Here is a 17125-nt window from a genome sequence, read left to right on the forward strand (position 1 = left end):
TTAAGTACTTGATATCCATCTGGTGTGGTGTCGTACCTACGGCTTGGTCCCACACCACGTCGTTCGGCGAGGAGGGCCGCCTTGACTGTGGTTCTGGTACATGGGAATCCGGAGACCGACGCGGTCTGGGACCCACTCGTCGACGCACTCGGCCGCACGGATGTGGTGCGGTTGTCGCCGCCGGGATTCGGCGCCCCGCTACCCGGCGGCTTCCCGGCGACCTTCATCGCGTACCGCGATTGGCTCGTCGCAGAGCTGCAGAGCATCGGCGAACCCGTCGACCTCGTCGGACACGACTGGGGTGGAGGTCACGTGGTCAACGTCATGATGCATCGCCCCGAGCTCGTGCGCAGCTGGGCCAGTGACGTCGTCGGCCTGTTCGACCGTGACTACGTGTGGCATGACATGGCCCAGGGGTTCCAGACCGCGGAGACCGGCGAGCAGCTGGTTGCGATGATGCAGGAAGGGTCGGTACAGGACCGGACGCAACAGCTGGTCGGCTTCGGCGTTCCCGCGGACGTCGCGGCGTCGTTCGCCACGGCGCTGGGGCCGGAGATGGGCCGGGCGATTCTGGCGCTGTACCGCTCCGCACGCCAACCCGCCCTGGCCGATGCCGGGCGGGCACTCGAGAACGCCGCAGCCCGGCCGGGACTGTCGCTGGTGGCCACCGAGGACCCGTTTGTCGGGTCCGAGGAGATGCGGCGTCGGGCGGCCGACCGCGCCGGCGCCCGAACGGAGGTGCTCGACGGGCTGGGACACTGGTGGATGGTGGAGGACCCCACCGCCGGTGCCGCGGCCCTCACCCGGTTCTGGGACTCGCTCGACGGATGACGGACCGACCGGTCACACCCGCGCGGGTTTCGGCGCGGCGAGTTCGGCGAGCGCGGACATGAACAACTCGTCCATCTGGGGGCTCAACTCGGAGAGATCTGCGGCGCTGGCGAAGCTGGCGGAACCGAAGACGCGTTCGAGCACATCGGTTTCCGTGGCGGCGCCGATGGACAGGCACAGGCAGGCGACGCCCTCGGTGCGGAGCTCTTCGAGAGCCTTGTGCGCGTCGGCTTCCGCGTAGCGGCCCTCGTAGCCGTCGTCGTAGGGAAATCCGTCCGAGAGGACCAGCAGCAGTCGGTTCGGTGTGCCGGCCTCGTTCTTGAGAACCTCGCCCGCACCCCGGATTCCGGCCCCGAGGCGGGTGTAGCTCGCCGGCTCGAGCTGGTTGAGCCGGGCCCGCCCGACGGCGCCGAAACTCTGGTCGAACGTCTTGATGGCCGGCAGATGGACAGCGTGCCGGCCCTGCGAGCGGAATGCGTAGACGGCGACGCGGTCACCGAGCTCCTCGAGGGTGACGGCCAAGGTGGCGGCCGCCCGTCGCTGGTGGTCGTGCACCGCGAGGCCGTCCGTATCGGCGTCGACGGCCGACCCGGACGCGTCGATGAGGATCAGCACCCCGAGATTGCGGGCGAGCTTACGGCGCTCCAGATAAACGTGTTCGGCACCGGAGAAGCCGGACTGCAGGTCGACGAACAGGTCGATGAGCGCCTCGATGTCGAGGTCGTCGCCGTCGGCGCGGCCCCGCAGCACCTTTGGGCCGAGCCCGACGCGAGCCAGGCGGCGCCGCAACACGTCGTCGTGCGCCACACCGGCGTCCGAGACGTCGGCGGCGACTGTCAGTGGGAAGTCGATCACCCGGCACCAGTCCGGCTTGTACCGGTCGTTGAAGACGTCCCATTCCGGATAGAGGGCGCCTCCCACGCCCAACGCCGCACCGGGTTTGCCGTCGTCGGTGAACTGGATCCGGGTGGGCAGGGGACGGGCATTCGCTCCGATCTCCTGTACTCGCCGTGTGGAGCGAACTGTCATCTCCGCGCCCGCGGCACCCTCCCCTTCGGAACGCTTACCGCCGAACATCTTTCGCATGTAGTCCGACATCGACTGGTTGTTGAAGATCGGACTCTCGAACAGCTTGAGGATCTTGCTGTCCCCGGACTTCCCGCCGTCATCGTCCTGGTCCTCGTCGTCGTCATCCGACTCGGGCATGTCGATGGGGTCGAACTGCAGTTTGAGGTCTTTGTTGGTGGCCTGTCCACCCGGTCCGGCGGGAGCCGCCATCAGCCGGGAGGGTTTGATGACGCCGAACCATTCCGGGGGGTCGGCGACCTTGGCTCGGCTCTTGGCCACCTCGAGCGACTCTTCGGCGGTCGCAGTGGCGGGTCGGCCGTCGGCCAGCAGCGCGGCATCGAGCGGAATCCGTTGCGCGAGTTGGGCGAGAGCGCGCTGTCCTTCGAGCGTCAGGTAACGGCGCGCCGTCGTGGCCCGAGCCCGGAGTCCCTTCACCAATCGCGGATCGAGGCTGCCCGCACCGAGAAGTGCGGCCTGGACCATCATCTCGCGGCGTTGCTGGTCGATCGAACCTCCGGCCGAGACGAAGATGAACTGGCCGTCGGTGTGCACGGGTTGGCCGTCCGCTGCCTCGGTGACTTCGACGGACCTGCCGGCGATGTAGGTGGCGAGGAACCGGAACCGGTCTGGGTTCCCCGGGGTGGAGGCGTCGGTCACGTCTCGGGTTGAATGTCGCCGCCGCCGCGGCTCCGGGGCAGGACCGTGTCGACGAGTTCGTCGAGGGCGCGGATGACGTCCTCATCGTCGGAGAGCACCTGGACGACGGCCGCGTGGACGGCGCTGCGTAGATTCAGACCTTCGGCCGCGAGGCCGCCGGCGAGGATCAACATGCGGGTGGAGGACACTTCGCGCAACGGTGAGCCGTCCAGGTTCCGGATGGCGTATGCGAGCTTGACCAACGCACGTGCGGTCTGGGTGTCGATCCCCGCTTCGTAGGCCACCACCTCGGTTTCGACGTCGGGGGATGGGTAGCCCAGCTCGATGGCGACGAAGCGCTGACGGGTCGACTCCTTGAGGTTCTTCAGGACGCTCTGGTAGCCCGGGTTGTAGGAGATCACCAGCTGGAACCCGGGTGCCGCCTGCAGTGTCGTGCCGAGCCGGTCGACCGGAAGCTCACGGCGGTGGTCGGCGAGCGGATGGATCACCACGGTGGTGTCCTGACGCGCCTCCACCACCTCGTCCAGATAGAAGATGGCGCCCTCGCGCACCGCACGGGTCAACGGTCCGTCGACCCAGACGGTCTCACCGCCCTTCAACAGGAATCGGCCGACCAGATCCGCCGACGTCATGTCCTCGTGGCCCGCCACGGTGATCAGATCCCGGCCCAACTGGTGGGCCATCGCCTCCACGAATCGCGTTTTACCGCAGCCGGTGGGGCCTTTCAATAACACCGGCAGGCCGCGGCGGGCTGCTGCGCGGAAGACCTCCACCTCGTCGCGCACCGCGCGGTAGAACGGCGCGTTCGACACGGGGGTGGTCACCGCAGCAGTACTGTTCAGCATCTAGTTTCCTCGCTCGAGCGGAACGTTCGTGGGTAGCTCGACGCCCTCCGGGAAGACGAGTTCACCGTCGTGGTTGATGTAGCCGGAATTCGTCAGGGGCATCGGTAGCGCAGGGTCGGGGCACGGTCGATCGGTGTCTTCACCACAGATGCCCATCAGGAAGTACGAGCGCTTGAGGATGTCTTCCGGCCACGGATCCTGGTGCATCGCGAAGAACTGCGCCGGGATGTTGTAGAACACGAAGAAGAAGGCGCTGCACGCGGCGAAGATCGCCAGGAAGCGGGTGAGCTGCTGCTTGACGAACCCGCCTCGGACCTGGTCGAGCCCCCGCTCGACGAACGTCCGGCCACGATCGTCGGTGAAGTAGCGCAGACAGCAGAGACCGGCCTGGACACCGCCCCACATGAGGCCTTCATAGAGCGGCCACTGGTAGTAGGTGCCGGCATTGACCGACAGCGCCTGGATGGCGCCCGGATAGGTGAACAGCCCCATCGGCATGAGGAACAGGCCCTCGATGACGAAATCGAAGAAGAAGGTCCAGGCGATCACCACGCCGATCAGGCCGAAGGTGTTGATGTTGGGGAACCGCTTCTTGGCCAAGCGCATGACCCAGCAGCCGAGCATCGTGCACAGCAGGACGAAGAAGTAGCCGGGCGCGTTCATCAGGACCGGTTCGGCCATCATGGCGCCCGGTTCTCCGTATGACACCCAACCCGGAATGTCCTGGACCCACGAGCCCATGTTCCACATCCAGGTGTTGTACGTACTCCATGTGTTGAAGTAGTTCAGCAGCGGATCCTGAAACCAGAGCAGGCCACAGGACACGAAGAGCATGCCGTCGAGGGTGATTCGCCGCTCCCTGCGCCAGGGCCGAATGAGGAACCACCAGATCGCAATCGGCATTCCGACGACGATCACGGCGGTCCAGGTGAACAGGATCGCCTTCATGAACGTCGGTGGGTCGGTCGGCCCCGGTGGAACCCGCTCGAAGTGAGGGCCGGTCACCCAGCGGATCCACACGTACAGCTGGAAAGCGAGGATCAGTCCGCCGACCGCGGCCCAGACGCGCACCGGGGTGATCTTCTTCTGAGGCTGCGTGCCGATCGACGCGCTGCTCAACGACTCGGTGAGAACGGGCTTCTTCTTACTCGACAGATCGCTCACGACACTGTCTCCTCTGCGCTTGTCGATCGCATGAACCTCGGGATTCCCTCCCGAAGTGGCCGATGCGTCGAAAATATACCAGCGAGTATCTGGATGACCAATAGTCCGAAAAACAACTGTGGCAAACTTGCCGCATGGTTGAGCCGTGGACGCGGGAGCGACGTCTGGAGCGCACACGCTCGCTGCTACTGGATGCCGCCGAGGAGGTGTTCGCCGAAAAGGGCTTCATGACAGCGACTCTCGACGACATCGCCAAGGCGGCCGGGTACTCGAAAGGTGCGATCTACAAGTACTTCGCCACGAAGGAAGAGCTGTTCCTGGCCGCGAGCGACCGGTACTGGCGCCGTTACTTCGACAATTTCGCCGAGGTGATGTCGTCGTCGGATCACATCGGGGCGCGCGAGCTCGAGAACATCGGCGAGCGGTGGCGTCAGCTGAGTCGCGACCGCGGCGCCGAGCATGCGGCACTGGGCCTCGAGTTCAACCTCTACCTGTTGCGCAACCCGGAGGCGCGAGAGCGGGTCGCCGCCAAGCGATCAGAGGTGGTCGACCAACTCGCCGCGTACATCGTCGAGGGCATCGACAGTCTCGGTGCGACGCTGCTGATCCCCGCGACGACGTTCGCCCACATCATCATCGCCACCACCGATGCCGTCGAGCTGGCCAGTCACCTCGACGATATCGATCTCTATCAGTCGATCGTCGAGATGTACGTGTCGGCCGTCAAGATGCCCTGACACCTCACCTGCCCGTCACCTGCCCGGTTCGACGGGAACGATCGGCGGCACCTCTGCACCCTCGGGTAGTACGAGTTCGCCGTCGTGGTTGATGTAGCCGGAGTGCTTGGTCGGCAGCGGCAGTTCAGGATTCGGGCACGGTCGGTCGGTTCCCTCGCCGCAGATGCCGGGGTTGAAGTACGAGCGCTTCTGCACGTCTTCCGGCCACGGGTCGCCGTGCATGCCGAGCCAGGTCGCGGGAACGTTGTAGAACAGGAAGAAGCAGGCGCTGACACCGCCGAAGATCGCCAGGAAGCGGATGAACTGTTGCTTGACGAATCCGCCTCGGATGCTGTCGAGGCCGCGTTCGACCACGGTGCGTCCCCGGTCATCGGTGAAGAAGCGCAGGCAGCACAGCGCCGCCTGGACGCCGCCCCACATCAAGCCCTCGTAGACCGGCCATTGGTAGTAGGTGCCGGCGTTGAACGACAACGACTGGATGGCGCCTGGGTAGGAATAGAAGCCGATCGGCAGCAGGACGAGTCCCTCCATGACGAAGTCGAAGACGAAGGCGATCGCGTAGGTGACCAGGATCAGCCGTAGATTGCTGATGGTCGGCCAGCGGTTCTTGATCTTGCGCATGATCGCGCACCCGACGATGGTGAGCAGCAGTACGCCGTACATGTAGCCGGGGATATTGGTCAGCAGCGGTTCGGGCACGGTATGGCCCGGCTCCTCGTGTGCCACCCAGCCCGGAATGTGCGGTGCCCAGGAACCCTGGTTCCACAGCCAGGCGTTGTACGTGCACCAGGTGTTGTAGTAGTTGAGCATCGGATCCTGGAACATCATCAGGGCCATCGACACCAGCAGCATGCCGTCGAGCGTGATGCGCCTCTCCCGCACCCAGGGCCGGATGATGAAGAACCACAGGGCGATTGGCAGGCCGATCCAGAGCACGACCGCGTTGGCGATCAACGGGATCTTCATGTAAAGCGGTGGCTCGCTCGGGCCTCCGGCCACCGGCTCGAAGTAGGGTCCGCTGACCCACCGGATGAGCACATAGAGGGTGTACGCCAGGAAAGCGGCGCCGACCGTTGCCCAGATCTTGACCGCCATCGGCTTGGGCTGAACCTGGGCGCCGAGTTCGCCCGTCCCGCCGAGCGACTCGGTCAGTGCGGGCTTCTTGTTCGACAGATCGCTCACGACGCCTCCTGGAATCCCCGCGTCCCTCCGCGGCTCACCCTCGGAAAGATACCAGCGAGTATCTCAATGTCCAGATGGATTCTCAGATTCTGTGGCACACTTTTGGCATGGTCGAGCGGTGGACACGGGAACGGCGTCTCGAGCACACGCGCTCGCTGCTTCTCGATGCCGCGGAGGACGTGTTCGCCGAAAAGGGTTTCGCACCTGCGACTCTCGACGACATCGCGCACGCGGCGGGCTACACGAAAGGCGCCATCTACAAGCATTTCTCCACCAAGGAGGAACTCTTCCTCGCGGTGAGCGACCGGTATTGGCGCCGGTACTTCGAGAACTTCGCCGAAGTGATGTCGTCATCGGAACAGGTCGGATCGCGCGAACTCGATGAGATCGCCGCGCGGTGGCGCGAACTGAGCCGTGACCGCGGCGCCGAACACGCCGCGCTGGGCCACGAGTTCGCGCTCTACCTGATCCGTAACCCGGAGGCGCGCAAGCGTGTGGCCGAGAAGAGGTCCGAAGTCGTCGAGGCGCTCGCCGCATTCATCGTCGAGGGCATCGACAGGCTCGGCGGAGCGCTGTTGATTCCGCCCATGACGCTGGCTCAGGTGCTGGTCGCGACCAGCGATTCCGTCGTGCTGGGTAGCGAACTCGACGATGTCGACCTCTACCGGCCGGTCATCGAGATGTACATGTCCGCGATCAAACTGCCCGATCACTGAGCAAGAACTTCGAAGGGAGCGCCGGTGACCATCACCGCGACCGAGGGAATCTATTACGACCCGTGGAACGTCGAACTCAACGCCGACCCGTATCCGATGTTCAACCGGATCCGCGAGCAGGCACCGCTGTACTACAACGCCGACCACGACTTCTACGCGCTGAGCCGCTTCGACGACGTGAGTCGGGCGCTGGTCGATCACCAGACGTTCAGTTCCGCGCGCGGTGCGGTGCTCGAGATCATCCAGTCCGGCATGGAGATCCCACCAGGCACACTGGTTTTCGAGGATCCGCCGCTGCACGACATCCACCGCAACCTGTTGTCCAGGGCGTTCACACCACGCAAGATCAACGCGCTCGAGCCCAAGATCCGTGAGCTCACCCAACGCTGTCTCGACCCGCTCGTGGGTGCGGACCACTTCGACTTCGTCACGCACCTGGGCTCGGTCATGCCGATGCGGGTGGTCGGGATGTTGTTCGGGATCCCCGAGGACTACCAGAAACTCGTTGCCGAAGACGGCGACAAGCACGTCCGTGTAGAGCACGGCCGATCGATGACAGACAACCCGGACGGTGCCATCACCGACGGGGAGGTGTTCGCCGAGTTCATCGACTGGCGGCGCGAGCACCCCGCCGACGACTTGACCACCGAACTGCTGCACGCTGAGTTCGAGGACGAAACCGGCACCGTCCGGAAGCTGCACCGCGACGAACTCCTCATGTTCATGAACGTCGTCGCGGTCGCCGGCGCCGAGACGACGACGCGGCTGATCGGGTGGTCCGGCAAGTTGTTGTCCGACCATCCCGATCAACGGAGACAGCTCGTGGCGGACCGTGCGCTGCTTCCCGGCGCGATCGAGGAGATTCTGCGCTACGAACCGCCGGCGCTGCAGGCGGCGCGTTACGTCACCCGCGACGTCGACTATTACGGTCAGACGGTGCCCGCGGGTTCGGCGATGCTGATGCTCATCGGCGCCGCGAACCGCGATCGCCGTCGCTTCGGCGAGACCGCGGAGAGCTTCGACATCTCTCGTCCGGTGCGCCAGCATCTGACGTTCGGCGTCGGCGCACACTACTGCCTGGGCAACGCGCTGGCACGGATCGAGGGCCGAATCGCGCTGGAGGAGATCCTGATTCGCTTCCCGGACTGGGAAGTCGACATCGACAACGCCGTCATGTCACCGGCATCGGCGGTGCGGGGATGGGACAGCATGCCTGCCCGCATCTAGGCGGCCGCGGTGGCCGCCCGCCGCGTCAGGTAGTCGATCTGCAGGTATATCGCGTAGAGCACCAGCGGTGGCAGCACGATGAACGGGACGTTCTCGGCGATGAATTTGAATCCCAGCCCGAACGCCCCCTGACCGATGTTCTCGAAACCCGCTCCCACCTCGGCCAGGAAGTACACGGCGGTGCTGCTCATCAACACCGCACAGCCCGCGAATGCGACCCAGAGACAACGAATTCGCGACTCCGTGGGGAGATCGACCTGGATCAACCTGGTCCAGACGGTGAACACAATGATGCCGGTGATCACGCCGACCACCTCGAGTGCGAAGATCCACGGGTTCCCGCTGACGTAGCGGGTGTCGGCGAGTGCGTACTGCCACCACAGCCACTTCCAGCCGGGATCCGCCGTCGGCGTCCACCAACCGAGTGGGTGGCCGACGAGGAACATCAATTCGTAGCCGATCTGGCTGCATGCGGTGAACGGCAGGTAGAACAACGTCAGTTCGGCCGCCTTGTCGAGCCGGGTCCGGTTCTCGCCCGGCGCATTCCACAGAATGACGAACGGAACGAGCAGCACCGGCACACCGAAGAGCAGGTTGGCGATGACGTCGGCGGTGAAGGACGGGGCGATGATTCCGAACTGGACGGCGACCGTCATGCCGAGGAACACGACTCCCGTCAGCAGTCCGACAGCGAGGTAGATGCGGCCCCGGTGCGTTGCGACCGGCCGGGCGAAATTCGGTTCGCGGGTCTCCAGCATCGTCACAGCGTCACGCTCCCTTGCCCGCGGCCGCCGTGGCGAGATCCTGTTTCGGCGCAACGGAGATCGACTTGGTGTCGACGTACCCGTCGATGCCTTCTCGGCCGAGCTCACGCCCGTAGCCGCTGGACTTCACGCCACCGAACGGGGCGAACGGATCCATCGTGTAGCCCTGGTTGACGCCGAAGGTGCCGGTGCGGATCGCCGCGCCGACGGCCAGCCCTCTGTCGGTGTCCGCAGTGAACACCGATCCAGCCAGGCCGTAGTCGGAGTCGTTGGCGATGGCAACCGCCTCGTCCTCGTTGTCGTAGGCGACGACCGTCAGCACGGGCCCGAAGATCTCCTCGCGCGCAATCGTCATCGAGTTGTCCGCCCGGTCGAAGACGGTGGGCTTGACGTACCACCCGCGGTCGAGTCCGTCGGGCATGCCCGTGCCACCGGTGACCACCCGCGCGCCGTCCCGCACACCCTGCTCGAGGTAGCCGGTGACCCGCTGCTGTTGCCGTCTGGCCACGAGCGGGCCGACCTGGGTGGCACCGTCGGTGGGGTCGCCGACGACCAGCGCGCTGACCTCCGCGGCCAACGCATCGGTGAACTCCCCGGCGCGGGACCTGGGGACGAGAACGCGGGTGAGCGCATTGCAGATCTGACCGCTGTTGGACAGGCTCGCCGACCGCACGCCCGCGGCGACCACAACGGGATCGGCGTCGTCGAGGACGATGGCCGCCGACTTGCCCCCCAGTTCGAGGCTGACCCGCCGCAGGTCGGCCGCGCATGCGGTGGCGACGGCCCGGCCTGCGGCCGTCGACCCGGTGAACGACACCTTGTCCACGCCGCGATGGCCCACCAGGTACTCGCCGACGCTCCCGTCGCCGGGCAGCACGCTGACCACGCCCGGCGGCAAGCCGGACTCGGCGATGACCTCGGCGAGCAGTAGAGCGTTCAACGGTGACTCGGGAGCGGGCTTGACGACGACGGTGCACCCCGCCAGCAGCGCCGGGATCAGCTTGGTGACGATGAGGAACTGAGGCATGTTCCACGGCACGACCGCGCCGACGACGCCGACCGGCTCACGCAGCACCTGGATGTCGGAGCCGTACCTACCGGGGCGGGCCTCTCGCCACGGATACGTCTGCGCCAGATCGCAGAAGGCGTTGATCATCGACCACGGCAGTGCCACCTGGGCCCGCTGCGAGAAGCTGATCGGCGCGCCGATCTCGGAGGTGATGAGCTCGGCCATCTCGGAGCGGCGCCGTGCGTAGTTCGCGGCGAGCCGGCGCACCGCATCGATCCGGCCTGCCGGCGACGTCCGCGGCCACCCGCCGGTGTCGAACGCTTCCCGGGCGGCGCCCACGGCCCGGTCGACGTCGGCGGGTGCGGCGGCGGCGACGTGGCCGACGGTCGTCTCGGTGTGCGGGGAGATGACCTCGATCCGCCGGTCGGTGCTCGGTGCACACCAGGTGCCGCCGATGAACAACTCGTCGCCACGCACTGCCAACGTCTCAGCCTCTCCGCGAACCCGCAATATCAACTACTTGCGATTGACCTGTGAAGCATATACCGTCGGCAGTGCACGCTCTGAGCGGAATGCCGAAAAGGCAGCTGTGCGTAGCTGTTTGCCGCTAGACAGGAGACGACACATGGCCCGGTTTCCCAAACCGCCAGAGGGCAGCTGGACGCAGCACTATCCGGAGCTCGGGACGGGGCCGGTGTCCTATGAGGACTCGATCGATCCCGAGTTCTACGAGATCGAGCGTAAGGCCGTCTTCAAGCGCGCCTGGCTCAACGTGGGACGGGTCGAACAGCTACCGCGCAAGGGCAGCTATTTCACCAAAGAACTGAAGGTCGCGAACACCTCGATCATCGTGGTGCGCACCGGCAGTGGTGAGGTCAAGGCGTACCACAACATCTGCAGGCACCGCGGCAACAAGCTGGTGTGGAACGACATGCCGCTGGAAGAGACGAGTGGAGTCTGCCGGCAGTTCACCTGCAAGTACCACGCCTGGCGCTACGACCTCGACGGCAACCTCACGTTCGTGCAGCAGGAGGGCGAGTTCTTCGACCTCGACAAGAGCCGTTACGGGCTGGTCGGTGTCCACTGCGACGTGTGGGAGGGCTTCATCTTCGTCAACTTCGCCGAACAGCCCGAGCAGACACTGCGCGACTTCCTCGGACCGATGATCACGAATCTCGAAGGCTATCCGTTCGACCGGATGACCTCGCGGTTCCACTACCGCTCCGAGGTCAAGGCCAACTGGAAGCTCTACATGGACGCGTTCCAGGAGTTCTACCACGCACCGGTGCTGCATGCGAACCAGTCACCGACCGCGTACTCGAAGGCCGCGGCCGAAGCCGGTTTCGAAGCGCCGCACTACCGCATCGAAGGACCGCATCGGCTGGTCAGCACCTCGGGCGTGCGGGCCTGGGAGATGGCCGACGAGATGCGCAAGCCGATCGAGGACATCTGCCAGAGCGGGCTGTTCGGCCCGTGGGACAAACCGGATCTGGGGGAGATGCCCGCGGGGCTCAACCCGGCGAAATGCGATCCCTGGGGCCTGGATTCGTTCCAGCTGTTCCCCAACTTCGTCGTCCTGTTCTGGGGGCAGGGCTGGTATCTCACGTACCACTACTGGCCGACGTCGCACAACACGCACATCTTCGAGGGCACGGTGTACTTCCCGCAGCCCCGCACGGCGCGCGAACGCATCGCCCAGGAACTGGCCGCGGTGTCGTTCAAGGAGTACGGCCTGCAGGACGCCAACACCCTGGAGGCCACCCAGTCGATGATCGAGTCGCGCGTGCTCGACAACTTCGTGCTCTGCGATCAGGAGGTGCTGATCCGCCACCTGCACAAGGAGACCGCGGCCTGGGTCGAGGAGTACCAGCGCAAGGCCCAGCACGTCGGGCAGGGGGTGTGACCGTGTCCGACACCGCCACGACGACCGCGAAACTGCCGCCGGAATTCGCCGATCTCGAACAGTTCTCCGACTGGTGTCTGGGCAGCGAGGCGGAACGCTACGCCAAGCGGCTGAACAGTTCGATGCGCGAGATGCAGGCGTTCTACGACGCGATCACCGCACGGGCGGAGGAGGCGATCTCCTACTGCGACAAGTTCCCTCTCGACGACATGCCCGACGACGTGCTGAATTTGATGCACCTGCTCTATTCGATGATCCAGGTGTCCTTTCCGGTCGAATGCTGGAAACAGCCCAAGGTGCCGGATTCGGGGGCCACCACGCTCGACTGCGACGCCGAGCCCTTTCCGTGACCGGTCCGACCGTTCTCAAAGCGGCCCGCTGGGCCGACGTCGAGGCCGGCGTCGTCCGCGCACCGGCCGTCGTGGTGATCGAGGGTAACCGCATCCAGTCCGTGAATCCCGCTGAGCCGCCGCAGAATCCGGCTCAGGAGATCGACCTCGGCGACGTCACCCTGCTGCCCGGCCTGATGGACATGGAGCTGAACCTGCTCATCGGCGGACCCGGGGGGCCGGAGGGTCTGCCCAGTCCGATGCACGGGGTGCAGGACGACCCGGTGTACCGCACGTTGCGGGCGGCGGTGAACGCTCGCACCACACTCGACGCCGGATTCACCACCGTGCGCAATCTGGGGCTGATGGTCAAGACCGGCGGCTACCTGCTCGATGTGGCGCTCCAACGCGCCGTCGACCAGGGCTGGCACGCCGGCCCGCGGATCTACCCGGCCGGCCACGCCGTCACCCCGTACGGCGGCCACCTGGATCCGACGGTCTTCCAGCGCCTGGCACCGGGGATCATGCCGCTGTCGGTGGCCGAGGGGATCGCCAACGGCGTCGACGACGTGCGGACCTGCGTGCGTTACCAGATCCGCCACGGCGCCAAGTTGATCAAGGTCTCGGCCTCCGGTGGGGTGATGTCGCACAGCACCGCCCCCGGCGCGCAGCAGTACTCCGACGACGAGTTCGCCGCGATCGCCGACGAGGCCCACCGCGCCGGGGTACGGGTCGCCGCACATGCGGTGGGGGACAGCGCGATCCGCGCCTGTATCCGCGCCGGGATCGACTGCATCGAACACGGCTTCCTTGCCACGGACGAGACGATCCAGATGATGGTCGATCACGGCACGTTCCTCGTCTCGACCACCTATCTCACCGAGGCGATGGCGGTCGACCGCATCGCACCCGAGCTGCGCCGCAAGGCCGAGGAGGTGTTTCCCCGGGCTCAGGCGATGCTGCCGAAGGCGATCGCCGCCGGTGTGCGCATCGCGTGCGGCACCGACGCCCCGGCGGTGCCGCACGGACAGAACGCCAAAGAGCTGTGTGCGCTCGTGTCCCGGGGCATGACGCCCATGCAGGCGCTGCGCGCGGCGACCATCACGTCCGCAGAGCTCATCGAGGCCGACGGCGAACTCGGCCGGCTCGCCCCCGGCTATCTCGCCGACATCATCGCGGTGCCCGGCGATCCGTCGAGCGACATCGCGACCACGCTCGACGTGCGGTTCGTGATGAAGGACGGTGTCGTCCACAAGCGCGGCACCGTCTGAGAGCGCTAGCGTCGGGCCTATGAACGCGCGCCAGGAGCCTCGCATGGAACTCACGGACAACATCCTGTGGCTGCTCAAACAGGCGTTCTACTTCTCGCTGACCACGGTGAACGAGGCCGTGAGCGAGCACGGTGTGAGCACCGCGCAGATCGGTGTGCTGCGACAGCTGTCGAACGAACCCGGCCTGTCCGGCGCCGAACTCGCGCGGCGGCTGCTGATCACCCCGCAGGGGGTCCAGCTGGCGGTCAAGGCGCTGGAGCAGCGGGGGTTCGTCGAGCGCAGACCTGATCCGCAGCACGCGCGAATCCTGCAGGCCTACCTGACCGCCGAGGGCCGCCGAGTCGCCGCCGCGGTCGTCAGCGACGCGATCGCCGCGCACGAAGCGGTGTTCGGAGTGCTCACCCCCGACGAACAGAAGACGCTACGCGACCTGCTGGCCCGGGTCGTCGTGAAGGGCACCGGACACACGCTGGCCGACGACCACGTGGGGGAGTGACCCTCAGCGGTTGCCGAATCCGACGTGACTGCGGATGAGCGGCAGCGTGGCCGACGTCGCGAAGCCCACGGGTGCGGCGCAGACCGCGGGCACCGCGTTCAGCACCTGCATGGCGGTGGCGACGTTGGCCGATCGGACGTGGTCGGCCATGCTCGCGTCCCGGCTGAAGCTCGCCAGCGAGAAGAAGTGGGTGCGCATCGACGGGTCGCCCTCGATCGTCAGAGTCCACCCGTGCTGTGGCCGCGGCCAGTCCCTTGGGTACTCACCCCCGACGGTCCACAGGGTCTCGATCTCGACCAACGTCTCGCCGTCGCGTCGCCCTGACCACTTCCACCGTTGTCCCGCAGTGGTTCCCGCCCGCAGCAGCCGGTCGAAGATCTGATGATCCGAGGCGGCGGGCACGGCCTCCACTGTGGCGGTGACCTCGTCGATGCCGGCGTGGAGGGCGTCGGCGATGAGCCAGACCTGCTCGCTGAAGATCGCGCTGTTGAAGGCCAGGAATTCCGTCCCGGTGGGGCTGATGTCCTCGACGGGTTGCCCGAAGGCCATGTTGTCGAACGTGATCGATGTGCTGTCGTACACCGACCAGTCCGCCCGCTCCTGCAGGGTGATGCTGTCGATGGTGCGGCTCATCCCCGACAGCGCCAACGGCAGGACGCCGGACAGGTTGCCGGGGTTCAGGCCGCTCCCGTGCACCGAGGTCCCGCCGGTCCGGCAGGCGGCGAGCAGGCGCTCCCGGTCGGCGGTCCTGGCGCGGTGCGGGTGGAACAGGAATGCGGTCGTGACGACGTTCTTGCCGCTGGACAGGATCGCGCACACTTCATCGAGGTCGGTGTTGCGAGGGGTGTAGAGCACGCAGTCCGCCTCCAACGCCAGCACGCGTTCGACGTCGACGGTCGCCGTCACACCGATCGGATCCCGGCCGGCGAGCGCGCCGACATCCATGCCGTCCTTGTCGGCGGAATAGACGTGTGCGCCGACGATCTCGAGGTCGGTGCGGTGGTCGATGATTGCGGTGAGGATCTCGATGCCCACCGCGCCGGTGCCCCATGCGATGACCTGATGATGCGGTGTGTCGTTCACGCCGGTATTCGACCACGGCCGGCCCCTTGATCCCAATGACAAGTACTTGATACTGTGGGCCACGATGTCCGAACCAGTCGCCGATTTCTCGCCGCTGCGCGTCAAGCGGGTCGTACGTGAGACCTCTGATGCGGTGTCGCTGGTGCTCGACGTGCCCCGCCACTGCTCCGGGCGGTTCCGCTACCAGGCCGGTCAATTCCTGACGCTGCGGGTCAACCTCGACGGCCAGGAGTTGCGTCGCTGCTATTCGATGTCGTCGGCTCCGGTCGAGGAGGAACTCCGGATCACCGTCAAGCGCGATCCCGGCGGACTCGTGTCGAACTGGCTGAACGACACCGTGTCGGAAGGGGCGGAGATCCACGCCGCGCCGCCGGAGGGTCGGTTCCTGTTGCGCGACACCGACTCCGAGATTGTCGCCTTCGCCGGCGGTAGCGGGATCACGCCGATCATGTCGCTGATCCGCACAGCGCTCGCGACGTCGGCGCGGTCCATCCGGCTGTTCTATGCCAACCGCAACCGGGGATCGGTCATCTTCGCCGATGACCTGGCTCGCCTCGTCGAACACAACGCCGACCGACTGGTGCTGACACACCATTACGACGACGACAGCGGCGTCGTCACCCCTGCGGCGATCGAATCCTTCGTGGCAGGCGCCGGAGATGCCGATTTCTACATCTGCGGACCGGGACCGTTCATGGACACGGTGGAGGGAGCACTTGCGACGAGGGGCGCACCCCGCGACCGCGTGCACCTCGAGCGCTTCCAGGTGGCGCAGGTGCCCGCCGGCGCAGACGCATCCGAGGCGCAGGCCACCGAAGAGATCGTCATCGAACTGGACCGCAAGACCACCACCGTGCCCTACCGGTCCGGCAACACCCTGCTGCAGACCGCGCGCACGGCCGGTCTGCGCGCACCCTCGTCGTGCGAGACCGGTTCCTGCGGAACGTGTATGGCCCAGGTGGTGTCCGGCAGCGCGCGGATGCTCAACAACGATGCGCTCGACGACGACGAGGTGGCCGACGGCTGGGTGCTGACCTGCCAATCGCTGCCGACGAGTCGATCAGTGCACGTGGTCTACGAGTAGAGGTGAAGCGATGACACGGGTAGCGGTGGTGACCGGCGGCGCCTCGGGCATGGGGGAGGCGATCTGTCACGAGCTCGGCAGGCGCGGACACCGGGTCGCCGTGCTCGACCTCAACGGCGATGCGGCGCAACGTGTCACCGAAGACCTACGCGCCGAGGGCGTGACCGCGCTGGGCGTGGCCGCCGACGTCAGCAACCGCGCCGCGGTGGAGGAGGCCTTCGCCAAGGTACGCACCGAACTCGGCCCGGTGCACATCCTGGTCACCAGTGCCGGGCTGGTGGATTTCGCACCGTTCCTCGAGATCACTCCGCAGGCCTGGCAGAAGCTCATCGACGTCAACCTCACCGGAACGTTCCACTGTTGTCAGGTCGCGGTGCCGGACATGCTCGAGGCGGGGTGGGGGCGGATCGTGATGATCTCGTCGTCGAGCGCCCAGCGCGGTTCGCCCAAGATGGCGCACTACGCCGCATCGAAAGGTGCGCTGATCTCGTTGACCAAATCGCTGGCGCGCGAATACGGACCGACCGGCATCACGGTCAACAACGTCCCGCCGTCGGGTATCGAGACGCCGATGCAACACCACTCGCAGGCCGCCGGTCACCTGCCGCCCAACGAGCAGATGGCCGCCAGCATCCCGGTGGGCCACCTCGGAACCGGCGACGACATCGCCGCCGCGGTCGGTTTCCTGTGCTCCAACGAGGCGGGATTCATCACCGGTCAGGTGCTCGGAGTCAACGGCGGATCGGTGCTGTGATGCCG

General features: G+C 66.2%; 17 protein-coding genes. 10 read left to right on the forward strand and 7 right to left on the reverse strand.

Annotation, left to right across the window (positions count from 1 at the left end; translation table 11 throughout):
• Window positions 1–81 precede the first annotated feature (81 nt).
• Window positions 82–831 (forward strand): alpha/beta fold hydrolase, encoded by a 750-nt coding sequence (locus tag G6N49_RS04290; protein WP_179967725.1) that lies wholly within the window; start codon window positions 82–84, stop codon window positions 829–831.
• 12 nt (window positions 832–843) lie between these two features.
• Here the strand turns inward: G6N49_RS04290 and G6N49_RS04295 are convergent, their stop codons facing one another.
• Genes G6N49_RS04295 through G6N49_RS04305 form a run of 3 tightly spaced genes read right to left on the reverse strand, consistent with a single transcriptional unit; the run spans window position 844 to window position 4565 of the window.
• Window positions 844–2556 (reverse strand): nitric oxide reductase activation protein NorD, encoded by a 1713-nt coding sequence (locus tag G6N49_RS04295; RefSeq protein WP_083045410.1) that lies wholly within the window; start codon window positions 2554–2556, stop codon window positions 844–846.
• Window positions 2553–3401 (reverse strand): CbbQ/NirQ/NorQ/GpvN family protein, encoded by an 849-nt coding sequence (locus G6N49_RS04300; protein ID WP_083045409.1) that lies wholly within the window; start codon window positions 3399–3401, stop codon window positions 2553–2555. The genes G6N49_RS04295 and G6N49_RS04300 overlap by 4 nt, the downstream gene beginning before the upstream one ends.
• The gene (locus G6N49_RS04305) at window positions 3402–4565 is read right to left on the reverse strand and encodes a spirocyclase AveC family protein (RefSeq protein ID WP_011561106.1); all 1164 of its coding nucleotides are present in this window, start codon (window positions 4563–4565) and stop codon (window positions 3402–3404) included.
• A 134-nt stretch (window positions 4566–4699) separates the two neighbouring features.
• On the opposite strand from G6N49_RS04305, the gene G6N49_RS04310 reads away from it, so the two are divergent.
• Window positions 4700–5302 (forward strand): TetR/AcrR family transcriptional regulator, encoded by a 603-nt coding sequence (locus G6N49_RS04310; RefSeq protein WP_011561105.1) that lies wholly within the window; start codon window positions 4700–4702, stop codon window positions 5300–5302.
• A gap of 15 nt (window positions 5303–5317) precedes the next feature.
• On the opposite strand, the gene G6N49_RS04315 is transcribed toward G6N49_RS04310, so the two are convergent.
• Window positions 5318–6484, reverse strand: a complete 1167-nt coding sequence (locus tag G6N49_RS04315) for a spirocyclase AveC family protein (RefSeq protein WP_083045408.1) — start codon at window positions 6482–6484, stop codon at window positions 5318–5320.
• Between the two features lie 107 nt (window positions 6485–6591).
• Here G6N49_RS04315 and G6N49_RS04320 point away from each other — a divergent pair, with 107 nt between their 5' ends.
• Both G6N49_RS04320 and G6N49_RS04325 read left to right on the forward strand, forming a co-directional pair.
• Window positions 6592–7200: a TetR/AcrR family transcriptional regulator gene (locus G6N49_RS04320; protein ID WP_011856259.1), complete on the forward strand. Its 609-nt coding sequence runs from the start codon at window positions 6592–6594 to the stop codon at window positions 7198–7200.
• A 24-nt stretch (window positions 7201–7224) separates the two neighbouring features.
• Window positions 7225–8427, forward strand: a complete 1203-nt coding sequence (locus tag G6N49_RS04325) for a cytochrome P450 (RefSeq protein ID WP_064873194.1) — start codon at window positions 7225–7227, stop codon at window positions 8425–8427.
• Here the strand turns inward: G6N49_RS04325 and G6N49_RS04330 are convergent.
• Window positions 8424–9185, reverse strand: a complete 762-nt coding sequence (locus G6N49_RS04330; protein ID WP_011768325.1) for a hypothetical protein — start codon at window positions 9183–9185, stop codon at window positions 8424–8426. The genes G6N49_RS04325 and G6N49_RS04330 overlap by 4 nt on opposite strands.
• Window positions 9186–9195: 10 nt before the next feature.
• Window positions 9196–10677: an aldehyde dehydrogenase gene (locus tag G6N49_RS04335; protein ID WP_083045407.1), complete on the reverse strand. Its 1482-nt coding sequence runs from the start codon at window positions 10675–10677 to the stop codon at window positions 9196–9198.
• A 148-nt stretch (window positions 10678–10825) separates the two neighbouring features.
• Here G6N49_RS04335 and G6N49_RS04340 point away from each other — a divergent pair, with 148 nt between their 5' ends.
• From G6N49_RS04340 to G6N49_RS04355, 4 genes are read left to right on the forward strand one after another with little or no spacing between them, the layout of a single operon-like run.
• On the forward strand, window positions 10826–12103 hold the full coding sequence (locus tag G6N49_RS04340) for an aromatic ring-hydroxylating oxygenase subunit alpha (RefSeq protein WP_011561098.1): 1278 nt from the start codon (window positions 10826–10828) through the stop codon (window positions 12101–12103).
• A complete protein-coding gene (locus G6N49_RS04345) occupies window positions 12100–12453 on the forward strand; it encodes a hypothetical protein (protein WP_011768323.1) in 354 nt (117 codons plus the stop codon). Before G6N49_RS04340 ends, G6N49_RS04345 begins: the two co-directional genes overlap by 4 nt.
• Window positions 12450–13703 (forward strand): metal-dependent hydrolase family protein, encoded by a 1254-nt coding sequence (locus tag G6N49_RS04350; protein WP_011561096.1) that lies wholly within the window; start codon window positions 12450–12452, stop codon window positions 13701–13703. The genes G6N49_RS04345 and G6N49_RS04350 overlap by 4 nt, the downstream gene beginning before the upstream one ends.
• 43 nt (window positions 13704–13746) lie before the next feature.
• Window positions 13747–14199, forward strand: a complete 453-nt coding sequence (locus tag G6N49_RS04355) for a MarR family winged helix-turn-helix transcriptional regulator (RefSeq protein WP_011561095.1) — start codon at window positions 13747–13749, stop codon at window positions 14197–14199.
• Window positions 14200–14202: 3 nt separating this feature from the next.
• Here G6N49_RS04355 and G6N49_RS04360 read toward each other — a convergent pair whose 3' ends face one another.
• The gene (locus tag G6N49_RS04360; protein WP_011768322.1) at window positions 14203–15282 is read right to left on the reverse strand and encodes an NAD(P)H-dependent amine dehydrogenase family protein; all 1080 of its coding nucleotides are present in this window, start codon (window positions 15280–15282) and stop codon (window positions 14203–14205) included.
• A 64-nt stretch (window positions 15283–15346) separates the two neighbouring features.
• Here G6N49_RS04360 and G6N49_RS04365 point away from each other — a divergent pair, with 64 nt between their 5' ends.
• Window positions 15347–16366, forward strand: coding sequence for a ferredoxin--NADP reductase (locus tag G6N49_RS04365; protein ID WP_011561093.1), 1020 nt, complete (start codon window positions 15347–15349; stop codon window positions 16364–16366).
• A 10-nt stretch (window positions 16367–16376) separates the two neighbouring features.
• The gene (locus tag G6N49_RS04370) at window positions 16377–17120 is read left to right on the forward strand and encodes an SDR family NAD(P)-dependent oxidoreductase (protein WP_011561092.1); all 744 of its coding nucleotides are present in this window, start codon (window positions 16377–16379) and stop codon (window positions 17118–17120) included.
• The last annotated feature ends 5 nt before the right edge of the window (window positions 17121–17125 follow it).

It is taken from the genome of Mycolicibacterium monacense, assembly GCF_010731575.1.
Taxonomy (GTDB): Bacteria; Actinomycetota; Actinomycetes; order Mycobacteriales; family Mycobacteriaceae; genus Mycobacterium; species Mycobacterium monacense.